We start from the raw sequence: 18,803 nt of genomic DNA on the forward strand, positions 1-18,803 counted from the left end.
ACCCGGCTGCATCTGAGGTCGCGCATGCGCGACCGAGAAGCGCCGGTTCTCTTCAAAAGCGTTCTGGGCGAAGGAGAGCGTAGGTGAGGTAAATGGTGAGAAACACGGTTACGGCACCGCTCAAGACATAGTCGAGGATCATCGTCGGTTCTCCTGTCAAAGCCTGTCGCAGGCTCTGGTATAGGCAAAGCACAGCGCGAAGAATATGATCGGCGTGGCGAGTAGAATGATATCCATCATGATCGTGACTCCTGTTGTTCTTCTTGGAGTCAGACAAGACAAAGGGCGCTATCCGGATTCAGGCCGGATCCAGGGACGTCGCCTTTCATGCTTTCTGGCGTGGAGATGATCTTTTCGATCTCTCGGACATCAATATGGAGCCGAACGGCATAAAGGTTCGAGACGGGCGACGGACCGTCAATATAAAAATCTTATAAATGCCCTTGCGAGGCCGACCGCCATCGGACCAGCGGGCGAGCCGATCCTCGGCTCTGGATCTTTGCTGTGAGCATTTTTTCATTTGTTGAGCAAAAGCCTTCGCAATCCGGTTGAATTGGGACGGCTTCGGGCCTTATAGTCAGCTTCGACGCTGCCCGATGGAGTCATGGGCAAGCCACTAGGGAAGGAAACCGACGATGACCAAAGTCCGCGCGCTTGTCCTCGAGCGCCAGCATGAGCTTGCGCTTCGCGATATCGATCTGCCGCTCGAAACCGGCCCCGGCGAGGTGAAGATCCGGATCCACACCGTTGGTGTCTGCGGTTCGGACGTGCATTATTATACGCACGGCAAGATCGGTCCCTTTATCGTCAACGCGCCGATGGTGCTCGGCCATGAAGCGGCGGGCACGGTGGTCGAGGTTGGGGCCGGCGTCACGCATCTGAAAGTCGGCGACCGCGTCTGCATGGAGCCCGGCATTCCCGATCCGAATTCCAAGGCAAGCCGGCTCGGCCTGTACAATATCGACCCGGCCGTGACCTTCTGGGCGACCCCGCCGATCCACGGCGTGCTGACGCCGGAGGTCGTGCATCCCGCCAATTACACCTTCAAGCTGCCCGACAATGTCAGCTTTGCCGAAGGCGCCATGGTCGAGCCCTTCGCCGTCGGCATGCAGGCGGCAGCCAAGGCGAAGATAACGCCTGGTGATACTGCCGTCGTTCTCGGCGCCGGACCGATCGGCACGATGGTGGCGATCGCCGCGCTTGCCGGCGGCTGCGCCCGGGCGATCGTTGCCGATCTCGCCCAGCCGAAGCTCGATATCGCCGCACAATACCAGGGCGTCATTCCGGTCAATATCCGCGAGCAGAACCTGAGCGAAGAGGTCGGCCGGTTGACCGACGGCTGGGGCGCCGATGTCGTCTTCGAATGCTCCGGTTCGCCGAAGGCTTGGGAGACGATCATGGCGCTGCCGCGCCCGGGCGGCGTCATCGTCGTCGTCGGCCTGCCGGTCAACCCGATCGGCTTCGACGTCTCGACGGCATCCACCAAGGAAATCCGCATCGAGACGGTGTTCCGCTACGCGCATCAGTATGAGCGGTCGATCGCGCTGCTTGGCTCGGGCCGCGTCGACCTGAAGCCGCTGATATCAGAGACCTTCAAATTCGAAGATTCGATCAAGGCGTTCGATCGCGCCGTCGAGGCGCGGCCAAGCGATGTGAAGCTGCAGATCGTGATGGAATAGAGCCAGTCTGCTCCCCAGTCTGCTCCTATGAGTGCCTGGCACTCAGTTTCATCTTGCGAAAGGCAAGCGCCGCGGCTGCGACGACAGCCGCGGCTCCGACTGCGATCAGCAGGTGGCGGTGAAGCGGAAGGTGGCCCAATGTCTGTTGGACGCCATGCCCGAAGAGATAACCGAGCCCCGTGAACAGCTGCCCCCACACCAACGCGGCTGCGGCATTCATGACGACGAATTTTCCGGTCGGAATCCGCGTCGTGCCGATGACGATCGGACTGATTGTCCGCAACCCCACCAGAAAACGAAACGCAAAGATGAAGCCGGTGGGATATCTTTCCAGAAGCCCGGTTGCGCGCGCCAGGGCCGGCTTTTCCATCAGCCGGCGGACAAAGCCCCATTGCGCGGCGTAACGACCGACGAAGAACCATAGTTGATCGCCGGCGAAGGAGCCCGCCGTTGCCGCAAGCGACGCCGCCCCATAAGTCAGCAGCCCGCGATGGGAAATCACGCCTCCGAGAAACGCGGCTGTTTCGCCTTCGAAGGCGGCGCCCAGGAAGATGGCCAGCAGACCGTAATTCTCGATCAGCAGTTCGATAGACACGCAGTCCGCCTCCAGCCGTCCTTGCCCCTGGGTTTCTACCGCTAAACCGGCTTCAAATCCCCAAGCAGGGTCGGGATCAGCTCCGACACCGTCGGATGGATCGGCACCGACCATTGCAATGCGGGATAGGTCGTTCCCGCATTCATCGCATCGATGAGGCCGTGGATCACCTCGTCGCCCTCGATGCCGAGGATCGCCGCGCCGAGGATTTCCTTTGTCTCGGCATCGGCAACCACCTTCATGAAACCCTTGGTCTCGCCGCGTTCATTGGCGCGGCCGACTCGGCTCATCGGCCGGGTCGATACCATGATCTTGCGTCCGGAAGCGCGCGCCTGTTTTTCCGTCATGCCGACGCGGCCGAGCGGCGGGTCGATGTAGAGCGCATAGGCCGGGATGCGGCTCGAGAGCTTGCGGTCGTCGCCATCGAGCAGGTTGGCGGCGGCAATCTCGAAATCATTGTAGGAGGTGTGGGTGAAGGCGCCGTGGCCGTTGCAATCGCCGAGCGCCCAGATGCCCTCGACATTGGTGGCGAGCCTGTCGTCGACGGTGATGAAACCGCGTTGATCGGTAATGACGCCGGCGGCATCGAGGCCGAGATCGTCGGTATTCGGCTTACGGCCGGTGGCGATCAGCACATGGCTCGCATCGATCCTCGCTGAATCGGTGGCGACCGTTATCCCGTCGCTGCTCCTGGCGAAGGCGATGTCGCTGACGCCGGTATGAATGTCGATGCCCTCCGAGCGCAGCACATCGGCGATCGCGTCGGATATATCCTCGTCCTCGCGCGACGCGAGCTTCGGGCCATGCTCGATGACGCTGACCTCGGCGCCGAAGCGGCGATACATCTGCGCGAATTCCAGCCCGATATAACTGCCGCCGATGATGGTGAGATGCCGCGGCACCGTGTCGAGCTGGATGATCGAGGTGCTGGTGAGGTAGTCGATGTCGTCGATGCCCGGCAGCGCGGGGATGACCGGCCGCGCCCCGACGTTGAGGAAGATGCGCGGTGCCGTCAGTGTGTCGCCGTTGACGCTGACGGTCTTCGGGCCTTCGAAACAGGCGTGGCCGTAGACCACCGTCATGCCGTCCATGCCGGCGAGCCAGCCGATCAGGCCGTTGCGGGCATTCATCGTCACCGTTTCGGCGCGAGCCCTGACCACCTTCATGTCGATGGCGATCTCGCCCGGGATATTGACGCCATAGGCGGCACCGGTTCTTGCGACATGGGCGGCGCGGGCGCTGGCGACCAGCGTCTTCGTCGGCATGCAGCCGGCATTGACGCAGGTGCCGCCGAGGAATTTGCGCTCGATCAACGCCACCTTCATGCCCTTTTCGACCATGCGGGCGGCAAGCGATGGACCGGCCTGGCCGGCGCCGATAACGATGGCGTCGAAGCTCTTCATGGCACGGCCGCCACGATCAGTACCGCGCCGATGACGGCGACGGCGTCTTCGATGAGAGCCGCCGGCAGGTCCTTGCCAAACGAGGCGGCAAGCCGGCTACGGGCGGCAGCGCCGCCATATGTGCCGATGACGGCGCCGATCACCCCGGCGATCAGCCCGCCGAAGAGCAGGCTACTGGCGGCGCCGATCGTCGCCCCTGCCAAGGCGCCTGAAACGATGCGGGCGCCGAACTGCATCGGCACCTTGCGCGACGGCGTGGACGGCAGCTGGTCGGCGATCAGTTCGACGATGGCGAGAACCGTGAAGATCCACGGCGTCCATCGGTACCCCATGAAGGCAAGCGGCGTCTGCGACACGTCGAACCAGCCGAGTGCTGCGCCCCAGGCGACGGCGGCCGGTGCGGTCATGGTGCGAAGGCCCGATATGACACCGATCAGCAATGCAAGAAGCAGAAACATGCATGACCCCCTTTTTGCCGGCGCTTGCCGCAATTAAGGAAAGTTGCACATTGTCAGGCGCGTGGCAATTCGCCTTCCCGGCCTAGTTCGCAAAGGCGGCGATGCCGGTGATTGCCCGGCCGATGATCAGTGCGTGGATGTCGTGTGTGCCCTCGTAGGTGTTGACCACTTCGAGGTTGACGAGATGACGGGCGATGCCGAATTCGTCGGAGATGCCGTTGCCGCCGAGCATGTCGCGGGCTGCTCGCGCGATCTCCAGCGCCTTGCCGCAGCTGTTGCGCTTGAGGATCGAGGTCAGTTCCACCGGCGGATGGCCTTCCTCCTTCATGCGGCCGAGCCGCAGGCAGCCCTGAAGGCCGAGCGAGATCTCAGCGGCCATGTCGGCGAGCTTCTTCTGGATCAGCTGGTTGGCGGCAAGCGGCCGGCTGAACTGCTTGCGCTCCAGCGTATATTGCCGTGCTCTCGCATAACAATCCTCGGCCGCGCCGAGCGCGCCCCAGGCGATGCCGAAGCGGGCCGAGTTCAGGCAAGTGAACGGTCCCTTGAGGCCGGTGACGCCAGGCAAAAGGTTTTCCGCGGGCACGAAGACACTGTCCATCACCACTTCGCCTGTTATCGACGCGCGTAGGCCGACCTTGCCGTGGATGGCGGGCGCCGAAAGCCCTTTCCAGCCCTTTTCGAGGATGAAGCCGCGGATGAGCCCATCCTCGGTCTTTGCCCAGACGACGAAGACATCGGCGATCGGCGCGTTGGAGATCCAGGTCTTCGAGCCGGTGAGGCTGTAACCGCCGTCGACCTTTCTGGCGCGCGTCGCCATCGAGCCGGGGTCGGAGCCGTGATCGGGCTCGGTCAGGCCGAAGCAGCCGATCCATTCGCCGGCGGCGAGTTTCGGCAGGTATTTCAGCTTCTGCGCCTGCGACCCGAAGGTTTCGATCGGCACCATCACGAGTGAGGACTGGACGCTCATCATCGAGCGGTAACCGCTATCGACCCGTTCGACCTCGCGGGCGATCAGGCCGTAGGCGACGTAACCGAGGCCGGCGCCGCCGTAGTCGGGAGAGATCGTCGGGCCGAGCAGGCCGAGTTCGCCCATTTCGCGGAAGATTTCGGGATCGGTCTTTTCATGGCGGAAGGCGTCGAGAACCCGGGGCGCCAGCTTTTCCTGCGCATAGGCGTGGGCGGTGTCCTGCACCATGCGCTCTTCACTGGTCAGTTGCTCCACCAGCCGGAATGGATCGGCCCAGTCGAAAACTTCGCGCGTATGCTGCATGGCCGCGTCTCCTCATCCCGGTTCTGGCTTGCCTCGCTTAAGTGGCCATAGACCCGCCAGCCGACCGCGTCAACAGAAGGCGGCAGTCTCGAAAAGACGGGCCGCGCCATCTTTTCAAAAGTCTCGGCATGCTCCACTTTGCCCGCGATCGATTCTGCAACGAGGAGGCGGAAATGTCGTCAAGCGATCTGTTCGTATCGGCCGAAGGCGCCGAATGGGTCAACCCGGAGCCCGGCGTCGTGAGGCGCATTATGACCTATCTGCCCGAGATGATGATGGTGGAAGTGGCCTTCGAAAGCGGCGCCGTCGGGGCTGCCCATTCGCATCCGCATATCCAGGCAAGCTATGTCGCCGAAGGCAGTTTCGAGGTGACGATCGATGGCCGGACCGAAGTCCTGCAGCAGGGTGGCAGCTTCATCGTGCCTCCCAATCTCGTCCACGGCGTCAAGGCCCTGGAAAAGGGCCGGCTGATCGATACGTTCACCCCGCACCGGGCTGAATTCCTGAAATAATCAGCTTTCCCTTGCCCGGCGCGCCGGGCCGGCGGCGGTGACATAGGGCGGCACGAAGCGCGTATCCTCGCCGCGCACCGCCTCGCGCAGGAAATCGATGACGGCGCGCACGCGCGGCGCCTGTTTCAGGTCGCGGTGGCAGGTAATCCAGTAATGGCGCTTGAGGTCGATTTCCTCGGGCAGCACGCGCACCAGTTCGGGATAACGGCTGGCGAAGAAATAGGGCAGGATGCAGAGGCCGAGACCGTTTCTCGTGGCGGTGAGCTGCGCGAAGATGCTGGAGCTCTGGAATTGCGGCTTGATGCGCGGATGCACGTCGCCGAGATAGTCCAGGCCCGGCGCGAAGATCATTTCCTCGATATAGCTGACGAAGGGATGCTCAAGCAGGTCTTCGCGGCAGGTGATCGCAGGCGCCTTCGCCAGATAGTCGCGCGAGCCGTAGATCTGCAGATGGTAGTCGGTCAGTTTCTCGGCGAAATAAGGCCCACCCTTCGGCTCGTCGAGCACGACGGAAAGATCGGCCTCCTTGCGCGACAGCGACATGATCTGCTGGATCGTCACCAGTTCCAGCGACAGATGCGGATGCTGGGCGGCAAACTGCGGCAGCACGGTCGCGAAGAAGAAATTGGCAAAACCTTCTGGCGCGCTGAGGCGCACCAGGCCGCGCTGCGCCATCGAGCCGTCGGCAAGGTCGGCGCGCAGCCGTTCGGTCTCCTGCTCCATCCTTTCGGCCGTCTCGACGAAGCGCGTGCCCATGGCGGTCAGCACATAGCCGCGCGGATTGCGCTCGAACAGCTTGACCTTGAGGGTGAACTCCAGCCGGTCGATGCGGCGCGAGACGGTGGCATGGCTGGAGCGCAGCTGGCGCGCCGCCGTCGACAGCTGTCCGGTGCGGGCGACGGCTAGAAAAAACTGCAGATCGTCCCAAGTAAACTGCGGTGGATTGTTCATCGCGATCCCCTCTGTTCAAAAATGAACAGATACTGTTTGGAATTAGTTGTAAACCACCCGTTGCCTCAGGGCGGAATTTCCGTGATCGTAAGGTGAGGGTCCGTCGTTCTGAGGAGTGCGGCTGGCCAAATTTGAACAGATCCGCAATCTGGCCAATCTCTGGGAGGAGAGAAAATGCGTAAGAATCTTATTGCATCAGTTGCATTTCTGCTTGCGAGCAGCACCGCAGTGCTCGCGCAGAGCGCGACCGACGGCAAGGTCAAGATCGGCATCCTGAACGACCAGTCGGGTGTCTATGCCGATTTCGGCGGCAAGTCCTCCGTCGAAGCCGCCAAGATGGCGGTCGAGGATTTCGGCGGCAAGGTGCTCGATGTGCCGGTTGAGATCGTCGATGCCGACCACCAGAACAAGCCGGATATCGCCTCCAACATCGCCCGCCAGTGGTACGACACCGAGCAGGTGGATGCGATCATGGAACTGACGACTTCGTCGGTGGCGCTCGCCGTGCAGGCGATCGGCAAGGAGAAGAAGAAGATCGATATCGTCACCGGTGCGGCGACGACCGATCTCACCGGCAAGGCCTGCTCGCCTTACGGCTTCCATTGGGCCTACGACACCCATGCGCTCGCCGTCGGCACCGGCGGCGCACTCGTCAAGCAGGGCGGCGACAGCTGGTTCTTCCTGACCGCCGACTATGCTTTCGGCTATTCGCTCGAGCAGCAGACCAGCGATTACGTCAAGGCGAGCGGCGGCAAGGTCGTCGGCGCCGTCCGGCATCCGCTGTCGAGCCAGGACTTCTCGTCCTTCCTGCTGCAGGCGCAATCATCCGGCGCCAAGGTGATCGGCCTTGCCAATGCCGGCCTCGACACCTCGAATGCCATCAAGCAGGCGGCCGAATTCGGCATCACCCAGGGTGGCCAGCATCTGGCGGCGTTGCTGTTCACGCTCGCCGAAGTGCACGGCCTCGGGCTCGAGGCGGCGCAGGGGCTGACGCTGACGGAAGGTTATTACTGGAACCGCGACGACGAGAGCCGCGCCTTCGCCAAGAAGTTCTTCGCCCGCACCGGCAAGATGCCGAACATGATCCATGCCGGCACCTATTCGGCGGTGACGCAATATCTGAAGGCGGTGCAGAAGGCTGGCACCGACGAAACGGAAGCCGTCGCCAAGCAACTGCATGAAATGCCGGTCGATGACGTCTTCGGCCGTGGCGGCACGGTCGGCGCCAACGGCCGCATGATCCACGACATGTACCTGCTGCAGGTCAAGAAGCCGTCCGAAAGCAAGGAGCCGTGGGATTATTTCAACGTGCTCGCCACCATTCCCGGCAAGGAAGCCTATATCGATCCCGCCAAGAGCGGCTGCGATCTGGTGAAGTAAGCACGATGGCGGTTTCCGCAATAGAAACTCAGGTAAAGCCGCGGGTGGTACTCTCCGCCCGCGGCCTGCGCCGCGATTTCGGCGGCTTCACGGCCGTCAAGAATGTCGATCTCGACGTGCATGACGCCAGCGTGCATGCACTCATCGGCCCGAACGGCGCCGGCAAGACCACGGTCTTCAACCTGCTGACCAAGTTCCTGCAGCCGACATCGGGCACGATCACGCTGATGGGCACCGACATCACCGGGACGCCGCCCGACAAGGTGGCGCGGATGGGACTGGTGCGCTCCTTCCAGATCTCGGCGGTCTTTCCACACCTCACCGTTCTCGACAATGTGCGGGTGGCGCTGCAGCGGCCGAACAATCTCTCCACGCAGTTCTGGCGGCCTCTGTCGGCGCTCGACCGGCTGAACGAGTGCGCCGAGCAACTGCTCGCCAGCGTCGGGCTCTCCAAGGAGCGCGATCATATCGCCGCCGATCTTTCCTATGGCCGCAAGCGCGTGCTGGAGATCGCCACCACGCTGGCGCTCGATCCCAAAGTGCTGTTGCTCGACGAGCCGATGGCCGGCATGGGGCTGGAGGATGTCGGCGTCGTTTCATCCATCATCCGCGAGGTTGCCCGCGAGCGCGCGGTGCTGATGGTCGAGCACAATCTCTCCGTCGTCGCCAATATCTGCCAGCACGTCACCGTGCTGCAGCGCGGCGAAATCCTCGCCGAGGGCGACTATGCCACCGTCAGCCAGGACGAGCGCGTCCGCGTGGCTTATATGGGCACGGAGGAGCATTGATGGCCGCTCTCCTCGAAGTCCAGGGGCTCAATGCCTGGTACGGCGAAAGTCACGTCCTGCACGGCGTCGACATGCGGGTGGCCGAAGGCGAGACGATCACCATTCTCGGCCGCAACGGCGTCGGCAAGACGACGACGCTGCGCACCATCACCGGCATCGTCCGCGCCCGCAAGGGCAAGATCAGTTTTGCGGGCAGCGATATGATGCAGGTGCCGCTGCACAAGACGGCGCATCGAGGCATCGGTTTCGTGCCGGAGGAGCGCGGCATCTTCTCGACGCTCACCGTTTCGGAAAACCTGCTGCTGCCGCCTGTCGTGGCAGAGGGCGGCATGACGCTCGACGAAATCTACGAACTCTTCCCCAATCTCTACGAGCGCCGCGGCAGCCCGGGCACCAAGCTTTCCGGCGGCGAGCAGCAGATGCTGGCGATCGCCCGCATCCTGCGTACCGGCGTCAAGCTGCTCATTCTCGATGAGCCGACGGAAGGGCTTGCCCCCGTCATCGTCCAGCGCATCGGTGAGGTGCTGAAGACGTTGAAGGAGCGCGGCATGACGATCCTGCTCGTCGAGCAGAATTTCCGTTTCGCCAGCCGTATTGCCGATCGCTTCTATCTGATGGATCATGGGCAGATGGTGTCGGAATTCCCGGTCGGTGAACTGCCGCAGCGCATGGACACGCTGCACAAGGTTCTGGGAGTGTGACCAGATGATGATGATCTTCGGCATTCCCCTGCAGGCGCTGTTCGGCCAGCTGCTGATCGGCCTGATCAACGGTTCGTTCTATGCGCTGCTCAGCCTCGGCCTCGCCATCATCTTCGGCCTGCTACGGGTGATCAACTTCGCCCATGGTGCGCAATATATGCTCGGCGCCTTCGTCGCCTACCTCTTGCTGACCTATGCCGGCATCGGCTACTGGCCGTCATTGATCGTGGCGCCCGTCATCGTCGGCCTTGCCGGTGCCATCATCGAGCGGCTGTTCCTGCGCCGGCTCTATGATCTCGATCCGCTCTACGGCCTGCTCTTCACCTTCGGGCTGGCGCTCGCGGTCGAGGGCACCTTCCGCTATCTCTACGGCTCTTCCGGCCAGCCCTATGCGACGCCGGCAGCGCTTGCCGGCGGGGCCAATCTCGGCTTCATGTTCCTGCCGATCTATCGCGGCTGGGTGGTCGTCGTCTCGCTCGTCGTCTGCCTCGGCACCTGGCTGCTGATCGAGAAGACCAAGCTCGGCGCCTATCTCAGGGCCGCCACGGAAAACGCCGTGCTGGTGCAGGTGTTCGGCGTCAACGTGCCGGTGCTCTTGACGCTCACCTACGCGCTCGGCGCCGGTCTTGCCGCCTTTGCCGGCGTGCTGGCGGCGCCGATCTACCAGGTCTCGCCGCTGATGGGATCGAACATGATCATCGTCGTCTTCGCCGTGGTCGTCGTCGGCGGCATGGGATCGATCATGGGCGCGATCATCACCGGCTATGTGCTCGGCATCGCCGAGGGTCTGACCAAGGTCTTCTATCCCGAGGCTTCCAACATCGTGATCTTCGTCATCATGGCGATCGTGCTTCTCATCAGGCCCGCGGGCCTCTTCGGACGGGATGCTTGACATGGCTGACATCACCGAAACCATCCGAACGGAAAAAAACCGAACCGCTCTGTCGGTGCAGGCGGGTTTCCTGCTGGCGGGGCTGCTGCTCCTGCTCTTGGCGCCGTTCTTCTTCTATCCGATCTTCCTGATGAAGCTGCTCTGCTTCGCCCTCTTTGCCTGCGCCTTCAACCTGCTGCTCGGCTATACCGGCCTGCTTTCCTTCGGCCATGCCACCTTCTTCGGGGGAGCGGCCTATTTCACCGCCTACACGGTGAAGACATGGGGCCTGCCGCCGGAACTCGGCATTCTGATCGGGGTGGTGGGTGCGGCGTTTCTCGGCCTGGTCATGGGCTTCTTCGCCATCCGCCGCCAGGGCATCTATTTTGCGATGATCACGCTGGCGCTGTCGCAGATGTTCTTCTTCTTCTGCCTGCAGGCGGAGTTCACCGAGGGCGAGGACGGCATCCAGTCCGTGCCGCGGGGCCATCTCTTCGGTTTCATCGATCTGAACAGCTCGACCAACATGTATTATTTCGTGCTGGCTGTTTTCATCATTGGCGTCTTGATCATCTGGCGTTTCATCAACTCACCCTTCGGCATGATCTTGAAATCGATCCGTGAAAACGAGCAGCGGGCGATCTCGCTCGGTTATTCCGTGGCGCGCTACAAGCTCGGCGCCTTCGTCATGTCGGCAGCGCTTGCGGGGCTCGCGGGTGCTGTCAAATCGATTGTCTTCCAGTTCGCAACGCTGACCGACGTTGCCTGGCAGATGTCGGGCGAGGTGATCCTGATGACGCTGCTCGGCGGCATCGGCACGCTGATCGGCCCGCTCTTCGGCGCCGGGTTGGTGGTGGCGCTGGAAAACTACCTGGCCACCTCGGAATTCCCGGTGACGATCATCACCGGCATCGTCTTCATGGTCTGCGTGTTGATCTTCCGCCGCGGCATCATCGGTGAATTCTACGCCTCGCGGCTGGGGCGGAAACTGGGCTTCGTCTATCGCCGCTGAACGGGCGGACCTCTCTTTTTCCAGGAAAGAATCCCTCTTTCCCGGGAAAGGAGACGGGCGGCGGCGCTGCGACTCTTCCTCTCCCCGCGCTGCGGGGAGGGGGAAGCGGCAAGCATCTGGAGTTTCGTGCAGGGCACATGGATCGTTACGACTACATCATCATCGGGGCAGGCAGCGCCGGCTGCGTGCTCGCAAACCGGCTGTCCGCCGATAACAGGAGCCGGGTGCTGCTGCTCGAAGCCGGCGGCAGCGACAACTACCACTGGATCCATATTCCGGTCGGTTATCTCTATTGCATCAACAATCCGCGCACCGACTGGTGCTTCACCACTGCGCCGGAAGCCGGTCTGAATGGCCGGGCGCTGAACTATCCGCGTGGCAAGGTGCTCGGCGGCTGTTCGTCGATCAACGGCATGATCTACATGCGCGGTCAGGCGCGCGACTACGACCTCTGGCGGCAGATGGGCTGCAGCGGCTGGGGCTGGGACGATGTGCTGCCCTTCTTCCGCAAGTCCGAGGATTTTTATCGCGGCGAAGACGAGATGCATGGCGCCGGCGGCGAATGGCGCATCGAGAAGGCGCGTGTGCGCTGGGCCGTGCTCGATGCCTTCCAACAGGCGGCCAGGGAAGCGGGCATCCCGGAGATCGCGGATTTCAACCGCGGCAGCAACGAAGGGTCCGGCTATTTCGACGTCAATCAGCGTTCCGGCATTCGTTGGAACACCTCGAAGGCCTTCCTGCGCCCGGCGATGAAGCGCTCCAACCTGACGGTGCTCACCAAGGCGCAGGTCCGGCGGCTGCTGGTGGAGGAAGGCGCCGTTGCCGGCGTCGAATTCCAGCATCGCGGTGAGGCGAAGCGCGCCTATGCCGCCAAAGAAACCGTCCTTTCAGCCGGTTCGATCGGCTCGCCGCATATCCTGGAACTGTCCGGTATCGGCAGGGGCGAGGTTCTCAGCCAAGCCGGCGTCGATGTCGTCGCGGAAGTGAAGGGTGTCGGCGAGAACCTGCAGGATCATCTGCAGCTGCGTCTCGCCTATAGGGTGACGGGTGTTCCGACGCTGAACGAGAAGGCGACGAAGCTGATCGGCAAGGCGGCGATCGGGCTTGAATATCTCGTGCGCCGCTCCGGGCCGATGGCGATGGCGCCGAGCCAGCTCGGCATCTTCACCCGCTCCGGCCCGGACCGGGAAACGCCGGATCTGCAATATCACGTGCAGCCGGTCTCGCTGGATAAGTTCGGCGATCCCGTCCATCCTTTCCCGGCGATCACCGCGAGCGTCTGTAATCTCCGGCCGGAAAGCCGGGGTTCGGTGCATCTGTCGAGCCCGGATTTTGCCGCCCAGCCGACGATCAGTCCGAAATACCTCTCGACGCAGCGCGATCGTGACATAGCTGTCCGTTCTATACGGTTGACGCGCAAGATCGTCGCGCAGCCTTCCTTTGCCCGTTTCAGGCCGGAAGAATTCAAGCCGGGGCCGAGCTATCAGACGGAGGCCGATCTGGAGCGGGCGGCGGGCGATATCGGGACGACGATCTTCCATCCCGTCGGCACCTGCCGGATGGGCGCCGACAGGGACAGCGTCGTCGATCCCAGGCTGAAATTCCGGGCGCTCGGAAAGCTCAGGATCGCCGACGCCTCGGTGATGCCGTCGATCACCTCGGGCAACACCAATTCGCCGACGATCATGATCGCCGAAAAGGCGGCAGCGATGATCCTCGAAGACAATCGATAGGAGAAGACCATGGCAAGGATCGCATTCATCGGGCTTGGCAACATGGGCGGGCCGATGGCGGCCAATCTGGTCAAATCAGGTCACGAGGTCCTCGGCTTCGATCTCGCGGCGTCGGTGCTGAAGGCGGCCGAGGAGAGCGGGGTCAAGCCGGCTAGCCATGCCAGCCAGGCGGTCAAGGACGCCGACATCGTCATCACCATGCTGCCACAGGGCAAACATGTGCTGACGGCCTGGGCCGATATCCTGCAGTCGGCTGCGCAAGGCACGCTGGTCATCGATTGCTCCACAATCGATGTCGAAAGCAGCCGCAAGGCGCATGAGATGGCCAAGGCCGCCAGCTGCCTGTCGCTCGACGCCCCCGTCTCCGGCGGTACCGGCGGGGCGACCGCCGGCACGCTGACCTTCATGGCCGGCGGCGCGGAAGAGGCCTTCACCAAGGCAAAGCCGATCCTGGAGGCGATGGGAAAGAAGATCGTCCATTGCGGTGAGGCCGGCGCCGGCCAGGCGGCGAAGATCTGCAACAACATGATCCTCGGCATTTCGATGATCGGCGTCTGCGAGGGTTTCGTGCTTGCCGAGAAGCTCGGGCTTTCGCATCAGGCACTGTTCGACGTCGCCTCGACCTCGTCGGGCCAATGCTGGTCGCTCAATACCTATTGCCCGGTTCCGGGGCCGGTGCCGACCTCGCCCGCGAACAACGGTTATAAGCCGGGCTTTGCCGCGGCTTTGATGCTGAAGGATCTGAGACTCTCCCAGGAAGCGGCGCTGACGAGCGGCGCTTCCACGCCACTCGGCGCGGAAGCAGCACAGCTTTTTGCGCTCTTCGAGAAGCTGGGCAATGGCGGAAAGGATTTTTCCGCGATCATTGAGATGTTTCGCGAGAAGGCTTAGGCACCGCGGTCAATCAATCCTTCGACACCGAGAAGCTGAGCCTGGCGTCACCGAGCAGGATGTCGATGTCGCCGGGTTCGGTCAGTTCGATCGCGCCGCTCAACGTGCCCGTCGTGATGAGCGCGCCTGCCTTCAGCGATGTCTCGGGGCGCAAACCGTCATTGGCGTAATCGATCAGCCAGGTGAGAACGTCGCCCTTCGGATGCTGCGCCGGGCCATCATAGATCGTGCGGCCGGCATGGGTGACCTTGAGCGGCGTTCCGCCGACGGTGTCGACGACGCTTTTTTCGAGCGTCGGACCGAGCACATAGCCGCTATTGCCGAGGCGGTCGGCGACGAACAGCAGAAACGAAACGCTGCCGCTCTCGCTGACGGCGCTGACCAGCAGCTCGGCGCCGAGATGGACAGCGGAGATCGCCCCGACCACTTCGGTGCGGCTGTAGGCTGTGCCCGCGCGGATCGGCAGGTCGCTGCCGAGGCGCACCGCGATCTCGGTCTCGAATTTCAGGCCCGGATACCAGGGAATATCAGCGCCCGAAACGGCTTCGGCATAGGGATGCAGCGGAGCAGCGACCGCTTGGCCCTGCGGCGAGACCGTCACCTTCCAGGCATTGCTGGAAACGCCGTCTGCGGCGGCCAGCAAATTCTGCACCTCCATCGCCTGATGCAGATCGGCTGGCAGCGCGAAAGTGCTCGTTGCCTCCTGGTGACCGGCCTGGTGCAGGCCGTGAAGCCTGGCTGCAAGGGCGCGCGGATCGAATGTCTCTGTCATGCTATCTCCTCGACCTGATTTTCGAGGTGCACACTAACCACAAGACAGGGATGAACAAGGTCCGTTCTTGGAAAAGCTCCTATTCCGTCGCCGCGTACCAGTGGGTGCGATAGGCGGCCAGACCCGGGATATCGGTCGGCGGAATATGCGTTTCGGCACCCGACGCCGGCCGGATGCCGGTCAGAAGGGCCGCCCCCTGGCTGGTGCCGGTCGAGCCCGGAAGGGCCATGACTTCACGACCGGTTAGGGCGGCGAGCAGCTTGAGATAGGTGCCATTCAGGGCAAAAGGCCCTTCGACGATAACCGGGCCTTTGGCGCCGATCAGACCGAGGCAGGCATCGGTCATCAAAGCGAGATAGAGGCAGGCAGTTGCATAGCGCTGCTCGCGGCTTGCCTCTTCGGCGCCGATCCAGCGGCTTGCCTTTCCCGGAAAAGGCCCGGAACCGGCGGCGATATTCGGCAAGAGCATCATGCCCTTGTCGATGACCGGGCCGATTGCGGCCTGGACGGCCTTTTCGTCGACTGGGCCGATTTCGGCAGAAAGGATCTCGAATTCCCGGCCGCCCATGAAACGCGACGAGGGGACGGCCCGGCCATAGGCATCGACATTGGCGAGCGCATCGCGGTTGGGGTCGAGATGGTCGAGATCGCCGCCGACGCCGAAATTGATCACCCATGTGCCGGTGGAGACGACGGCGAAGGGCGCCTCCCGATGGACCAGATGCGGCAGCAGCGAGGCATTTGAATCGTGAATGCCGCAATAGACCGGCACGGGTGCGGCAAGGCCGAGTTCTGCGGCGATCTCGGGCAGGACCGGGCCGAGCGCATCGAAGGCGGAGCGGATCGGCGCCATCAGGTCGCGGATCCCGAGCCTGTCGACGAGTGAGGAATAGCTGCCGACTCTCGGGTTCCACAGATCGGTATGGCAGCCGAGCGAGGTCAGCTCATTGGCGGCAACACCCGTCAACCGCGCCGTCCAATATTGCGCATAGGTGAGGATGGTCGCAGCTTTAGCGAATTCCTCGGGAAAGGCGGTCTTCTGGTAGTGCAGCTGCGCGCCGACATTGAGGCCCATCGCAAGGCGCGGCGAGAAGGTTTCGTCGAAGGAGGGACGCAACGCCGTATAGGCATCGCGGATCTCCTGCGGATATTCGTGCTCGTAGTCGATAACAGGCATGGCAAGCGCGCCGTCCCGGGCAAGGAGTGCTGCGGAAGCACCATGGGTGGTGATCGAAATGGCGTCGAAGCCCGGCTCACGCGCAAGGCTCTTCAGCGCATCGAGGGCGAAGGACCAGAGCGCCTCTATATCGTAGTGCGGATAGAGACCGGTTTTGATCGCGATGTTCGGCCGCTTCAGCACGGCGATTTCGGCGCCGGTCTCGCTGTCGAGCACGACGACCTTGGCATTGGTCTTGCCGATGTCGAGGACGGCGATGCGGTGATAGGAGGGGGCGTTCATGGCATATGGAAGAGGGTGACGAGGTCGCTTTGCACGGGCGAATTATCCGGATTCGTCGCCATGATATCGGCCATATGGGCCCACCATTTCTTCATCACAGGGTGGTCCGGCAGGCTCGCCATCGTATGGTCGGCCGGCCGCGTCAGCACGCCGAACAGCGTGTTGGTCTCGCGGTCGAGATGGATGGAATAGTCGCTGGCGCCGGACTTGTGCAGGAGATCGACCAGTTCCGGCCAGATCTCGTCATGCCGCCTGCGGTATTCGGCTTCCATGCCGGGATGGAGCTGCATCTTGAAGGCGTGTTTTTCTGCTGTCATCGGGAACTCATGAGCTTGACGCGGCGGGCGATGATCGGGATGGCGATGGTGATGATCAGAAGCAGGCCGATGAAGATCGACATGACGATGCCGGGCACGTTCAAGAGGCCGAGGCCGAAGGTGACGAGGCCCATGACGAAGGCGGCGATGACGACGCCACCGATCGTGCCGGAGCCACCGAGGATCGAGATACCGCCGAGCACGACCATGGTGACGACTTCGAGTTCCCAGCCCTGGGCGATCGACGGCCGGGTCGAGCCGAGGCGCGAGGTCAGGCAGACGGCGGCGACGCCGCTCATGACGCCGGTCAGCAGGAAGAGGATGAATTTGACGCGCTCGACCGGGATGCCGGAGAAGCGGGCGGCGAAGTCGTTATTGCCGATCGCATAGACCTGCCGGCCGAAATTCGTCGCATGCAAGAGGATGGCGAAGAGGATCGCCAGCACGATGAAGAGCACGAATTCGAAGGAGAACACCCAGACGACATAACCCTGGCCGAAATAGGCAAAATCGGCCGGGTATTTGCCATAGGCCTGGTCGCCGAGCACGATATAGGAAATGCCGCGGAACAGGCTCATCGTGCCGATGGTGACGACGATCGACGGCAGTTTCAGCACCGAGACCAGCACGCCGTTGAAGGTGCCGCAGGCAAGACCGGTGCCGATGCCAATCGCGACCAGGCCCGGCGTGCCGATCCCGACTTGCGCCGCCGCGCCCATCGCCGTCGAGGCGAGCGCGATGATCGCGGCGACCGAGAGGTCGATTTCGCCAGCGATGACCAGCAGTGCCATGGCGAAGGCGATCATCGCCTTTTCGGTAAAGTTGAAGGTGGCGTCCGAAAGGTTCCAGGCATCGAGGAAATAGGGCGAGGCCAAGGAATTGAAGATGAAGATCAGGACGGCGACCGCAAAGAGCAGCACTTCCCAGCTTGCAAGGATGCGGCGGAAGGGTGTGCCGAGGCGGTCGGGAATGACCCGCTTTTCATGTGTGGACACGGTGCTCATGCTGCTGCCTCCGTTCTGACCTCGGCTGCCGCGCGGTCGCGCAGGATGATGCGGCCGCGGTTGCGCTCGCGCCGAGCATTGAAGGCGACGGCGAGAATGATGACGGTTCCGGAGATCGCCATCTGCGTGAAGGGTGAAATGCCGATCACCGGCAGCGCATTCTTGATGACGCCGAGGAAAAGTGCGCCGAGCACGGTGCCGGCGACCGACCCGACACCGCCGGCAATCGAGATGCCGCCGATGACGCAGGCCGCGACGCTGTCGAGTTCGAAGCCGTTGGCGATATCGACATAGGCGACGGCGTAACGCGATACCCAGAGATAGCTCGCCAGGCCGGCGAGCGCGCCCGACAGGACGAAGGCGAGGAATTTCGTCCAGCCCGTATCGATGCCGGCATAGACGGCCGCGGTCGGATTGCCGCCGGTCGCATAGGCCGAGCGGCCAAACTGGGTATATCGGAGCAGGACATACATCAGGAGCACGATAACGATCCCCACCCAGCCGAGGACGGGCAGGCCGAGGATCGGCGTGCGCGGCACCGACAGGAAGACCGGCGTCATCTGATGGGCGTTGACCCAAGCCCCACCCGACAGCACGAAGGCCATGCCGCGATAGATGGTGAGCGTGCCAAGCGTGACGACGATCGGCGGAATTTCGAGCGCCCAGACAAGAAAGCCGTTGATGGCGCCGAGGCAGGCGCCAATGACGATCGCGGCAAGGATGAGCAGGACGAGCGGCAGGTCGGGATAGGCGGCATTCATCATCGCGATCGCCATGCCGGTGAAGGCGAGGTTGGCGGCAACCGACAGGTCGATCGATTTTGTCAGGATGACCGTCATCTGCGCCAGCGCCAGGATGATCAGGATGGAGGTATCGTTGAAAATGCCGGCGAGATTCTCCGGCGTTGCGAAATCGGCAGCGCGCGTCGAAAAGATCGCGATCATCACGACGATGATGGCGAAGAGCAGGGTTTCGCGTTTTCTGATCAGTCTTGCCATGTGTCTACC

Annotated in this window: 20 protein-coding genes; 9 read left to right on the plus strand and 11 right to left on the minus strand. The window is 62.8% G+C overall.

The genetic code is table 11. The features are described 5' to 3' along the window. Nucleotides 1-52: 52 nt before the first annotated feature. Nucleotides 53-142 (minus strand): K(+)-transporting ATPase subunit F, encoded by a 90-nt coding sequence (locus tag FHX10_RS08730; RefSeq protein WP_047614909.1) that lies wholly within the window; start codon nt 140-142, stop codon nt 53-55. A gap of 493 nt (nt 143-635) precedes the next feature. Here FHX10_RS08730 and FHX10_RS08735 point away from each other — a divergent pair, with 493 nt between their 5' ends. Next, nucleotides 636-1,679: an NAD(P)-dependent alcohol dehydrogenase gene (locus FHX10_RS08735; RefSeq protein ID WP_028755700.1), complete on the plus strand. Its 1,044-nt coding sequence runs from the start codon at nt 636-638 to the stop codon at nt 1,677-1,679. Between the two features lie 25 nt (nt 1,680-1,704). Here the strand turns inward: FHX10_RS08735 and FHX10_RS08740 are convergent, their stop codons facing one another. The 4 genes from FHX10_RS08740 to FHX10_RS08755 form a co-directional block, all read right to left on the minus strand. Beyond that, on the minus strand, nt 1,705-2,274 hold the full coding sequence (locus tag FHX10_RS08740) for a DedA family protein (RefSeq protein WP_028755701.1): 570 nt from the start codon (nt 2,272-2,274) through the stop codon (nt 1,705-1,707). A gap of 41 nt (nt 2,275-2,315) precedes the next feature. Continuing rightward, nucleotides 2,316-3,677: an FAD-containing oxidoreductase gene (locus FHX10_RS08745; protein ID WP_028755702.1), complete on the minus strand. Its 1,362-nt coding sequence runs from the start codon at nt 3,675-3,677 to the stop codon at nt 2,316-2,318. Next, nucleotides 3,674-4,135: a DUF4126 family protein gene (locus tag FHX10_RS08750; protein ID WP_047612945.1), complete on the minus strand. Its 462-nt coding sequence runs from the start codon at nt 4,133-4,135 to the stop codon at nt 3,674-3,676. The genes FHX10_RS08745 and FHX10_RS08750 overlap by 4 nt, the downstream gene beginning before the upstream one ends. Nucleotides 4,136-4,217: 82 nt before the next feature. Next, nucleotides 4,218-5,405, minus strand: coding sequence for an acyl-CoA dehydrogenase (locus tag FHX10_RS08755; protein WP_028755704.1), 1,188 nt, complete (start codon nt 5,403-5,405; stop codon nt 4,218-4,220). 173 nt (nt 5,406-5,578) lie between these two features. Here FHX10_RS08755 and FHX10_RS08760 point away from each other — a divergent pair, with 173 nt between their 5' ends. Then, a complete protein-coding gene (locus FHX10_RS08760; RefSeq protein WP_028755705.1) occupies nt 5,579-5,917 on the plus strand; it encodes a cupin domain-containing protein in 339 nt (112 codons plus the stop codon). Here FHX10_RS08760 and FHX10_RS08765 read toward each other — a convergent pair whose 3' ends face one another. Beyond that, nucleotides 5,918-6,868, minus strand: coding sequence for a LysR family transcriptional regulator (locus FHX10_RS08765; RefSeq protein WP_047614914.1), 951 nt, complete (start codon nt 6,866-6,868; stop codon nt 5,918-5,920). Nucleotides 6,869-7,042: 174 nt separating this feature from the next. On the opposite strand from FHX10_RS08765, the gene FHX10_RS08770 reads away from it, so the two are divergent. From FHX10_RS08770 to mmsB, 7 genes are all read left to right on the plus strand, one after another. Beyond that, on the plus strand, nt 7,043-8,248 hold the full coding sequence (locus FHX10_RS08770) for an ABC transporter substrate-binding protein (protein ID WP_028755707.1): 1,206 nt from the start codon (nt 7,043-7,045) through the stop codon (nt 8,246-8,248). A gap of 5 nt (nt 8,249-8,253) precedes the next feature. Then, nucleotides 8,254-9,036, plus strand: a complete 783-nt coding sequence (locus tag FHX10_RS08775; protein ID WP_028755708.1) for an ABC transporter ATP-binding protein — start codon at nt 8,254-8,256, stop codon at nt 9,034-9,036. Beyond that, nucleotides 9,036-9,737, plus strand: a complete 702-nt coding sequence (locus tag FHX10_RS08780) for an ABC transporter ATP-binding protein (RefSeq protein ID WP_028755709.1) — start codon at nt 9,036-9,038, stop codon at nt 9,735-9,737. Before FHX10_RS08775 ends, FHX10_RS08780 begins: the two co-directional genes overlap by 1 nt. Nucleotides 9,738-9,741: 4 nt before the next feature. After that, nucleotides 9,742-10,629, plus strand: a complete 888-nt coding sequence (locus FHX10_RS08785) for a branched-chain amino acid ABC transporter permease (protein WP_028755710.1) — start codon at nt 9,742-9,744, stop codon at nt 10,627-10,629. Between the two features lies 1 nt (nt 10,630). Beyond that, nucleotides 10,631-11,620, plus strand: coding sequence for a branched-chain amino acid ABC transporter permease (locus FHX10_RS08790; RefSeq protein ID WP_028755711.1), 990 nt, complete (start codon nt 10,631-10,633; stop codon nt 11,618-11,620). Nucleotides 11,621-11,757: 137 nt separating this feature from the next. Continuing rightward, nucleotides 11,758-13,353, plus strand: a complete 1,596-nt coding sequence (locus FHX10_RS08795; protein ID WP_028755712.1) for a GMC family oxidoreductase — start codon at nt 11,758-11,760, stop codon at nt 13,351-13,353. 9 nt (nt 13,354-13,362) lie between these two features. Further along, complete coding sequence (mmsB, locus tag FHX10_RS08800; protein WP_028755713.1) at nt 13,363-14,244, plus strand: 3-hydroxyisobutyrate dehydrogenase; 882 nt, start codon at nt 13,363-13,365, stop codon at nt 14,242-14,244. Nucleotides 14,245-14,257: 13 nt separating this feature from the next. Here the strand turns inward: mmsB and FHX10_RS08805 are convergent, their stop codons facing one another. The 5 genes from FHX10_RS08805 to FHX10_RS08825 form a co-directional block, all read right to left on the minus strand. Further along, nucleotides 14,258-15,016 (minus strand): fumarylacetoacetate hydrolase family protein, encoded by a 759-nt coding sequence (locus FHX10_RS08805; RefSeq protein ID WP_028755714.1) that lies wholly within the window; start codon nt 15,014-15,016, stop codon nt 14,258-14,260. Between the two features lie 79 nt (nt 15,017-15,095). Continuing rightward, nucleotides 15,096-16,475 carry an FGGY-family carbohydrate kinase gene (locus FHX10_RS08810; RefSeq protein WP_028755715.1) on the minus strand — a complete coding sequence of 460 codons (1,380 nt, stop codon included), beginning with the start codon at nt 16,473-16,475 and terminating at the stop codon, nt 15,096-15,098. Then, nucleotides 16,472-16,792, minus strand: a complete 321-nt coding sequence (gene rhaM, locus FHX10_RS08815) for an L-rhamnose mutarotase (RefSeq protein WP_028755716.1) — start codon at nt 16,790-16,792, stop codon at nt 16,472-16,474. Before rhaM ends, FHX10_RS08810 begins: the two co-directional genes overlap by 4 nt. Continuing rightward, the gene (locus FHX10_RS08820; RefSeq protein WP_028755717.1) at nt 16,789-17,796 is read right to left on the minus strand and encodes an ABC transporter permease; all 1,008 of its coding nucleotides are present in this window, start codon (nt 17,794-17,796) and stop codon (nt 16,789-16,791) included. Before FHX10_RS08820 ends, rhaM begins: the two co-directional genes overlap by 4 nt. Further along, nucleotides 17,793-18,794 (minus strand): ABC transporter permease, encoded by a 1,002-nt coding sequence (locus FHX10_RS08825; protein ID WP_028755718.1) that lies wholly within the window; start codon nt 18,792-18,794, stop codon nt 17,793-17,795. The genes FHX10_RS08820 and FHX10_RS08825 overlap by 4 nt, the downstream gene beginning before the upstream one ends. Nucleotides 18,795-18,803: the final 9 nt, after the last annotated feature.

The organism is Rhizobium sp. BK591, assembly GCF_014195045.1.
GTDB lineage: Bacteria > Pseudomonadota > Alphaproteobacteria > Rhizobiales > Rhizobiaceae > Rhizobium > Rhizobium anhuiense.

What these genes read in the sequence shown, in the direction of transcription:
- FHX10_RS08730 (WP_047614909.1), bottom strand. Translation starts at nt 142, where the DNA reads ATGATCCTCGACTATGTCTTGAGCGGTGCCGTAACCGTGTTTCTCACC.
- FHX10_RS08735 (WP_028755700.1), top strand. Translation starts at nt 636, where the DNA reads ATGACCAAAGTCCGCGCGCTTGTCCTCGAGCGCCAGCATGAGCTTGCG.
- FHX10_RS08745 (WP_028755702.1), bottom strand. Translation starts at nt 3,677, where the DNA reads ATGAAGAGCTTCGACGCCATCGTTATCGGCGCCGGCCAGGCCGGTCCA.
- FHX10_RS08750 (WP_047612945.1), bottom strand. Translation starts at nt 4,135, where the DNA reads ATGTTTCTGCTTCTTGCATTGCTGATCGGTGTCATATCGGGCCTTCGC.
- FHX10_RS08755 (WP_028755704.1), bottom strand. Translation starts at nt 5,405, where the DNA reads ATGCAGCATACGCGCGAAGTTTTCGACTGGGCCGATCCATTCCGGCTG.
- FHX10_RS08760 (WP_028755705.1), top strand. Translation starts at nt 5,579, where the DNA reads ATGTCGTCAAGCGATCTGTTCGTATCGGCCGAAGGCGCCGAATGGGTC.
- FHX10_RS08765 (WP_047614914.1), bottom strand. Translation starts at nt 6,868, where the DNA reads ATGAACAATCCACCGCAGTTTACTTGGGACGATCTGCAGTTTTTTCTA.
- FHX10_RS08770 (WP_028755707.1), top strand. Translation starts at nt 7,043, where the DNA reads ATGCGTAAGAATCTTATTGCATCAGTTGCATTTCTGCTTGCGAGCAGC.
- FHX10_RS08775 (WP_028755708.1), top strand. Translation starts at nt 8,254, where the DNA reads ATGGCGGTTTCCGCAATAGAAACTCAGGTAAAGCCGCGGGTGGTACTC.
- FHX10_RS08780 (WP_028755709.1), top strand. Translation starts at nt 9,036, where the DNA reads ATGGCCGCTCTCCTCGAAGTCCAGGGGCTCAATGCCTGGTACGGCGAA.
- FHX10_RS08785 (WP_028755710.1), top strand. Translation starts at nt 9,742, where the DNA reads ATGATGATGATCTTCGGCATTCCCCTGCAGGCGCTGTTCGGCCAGCTG.
- FHX10_RS08790 (WP_028755711.1), top strand. Translation starts at nt 10,631, where the DNA reads ATGGCTGACATCACCGAAACCATCCGAACGGAAAAAAACCGAACCGCT.
- FHX10_RS08795 (WP_028755712.1), top strand. Translation starts at nt 11,758, where the DNA reads ATGGATCGTTACGACTACATCATCATCGGGGCAGGCAGCGCCGGCTGC.
- mmsB (WP_028755713.1), top strand. Translation starts at nt 13,363, where the DNA reads ATGGCAAGGATCGCATTCATCGGGCTTGGCAACATGGGCGGGCCGATG.
- FHX10_RS08805 (WP_028755714.1), bottom strand. Translation starts at nt 15,016, where the DNA reads ATGACAGAGACATTCGATCCGCGCGCCCTTGCAGCCAGGCTTCACGGC.
- FHX10_RS08810 (WP_028755715.1), bottom strand. Translation starts at nt 16,475, where the DNA reads ATGAACGCCCCCTCCTATCACCGCATCGCCGTCCTCGACATCGGCAAG.
- rhaM (WP_028755716.1), bottom strand. Translation starts at nt 16,792, where the DNA reads ATGACAGCAGAAAAACACGCCTTCAAGATGCAGCTCCATCCCGGCATG.
- FHX10_RS08820 (WP_028755717.1), bottom strand. Translation starts at nt 17,796, where the DNA reads ATGAGCACCGTGTCCACACATGAAAAGCGGGTCATTCCCGACCGCCTC.
- FHX10_RS08825 (WP_028755718.1), bottom strand. Translation starts at nt 18,794, where the DNA reads ATGGCAAGACTGATCAGAAAACGCGAAACCCTGCTCTTCGCCATCATC.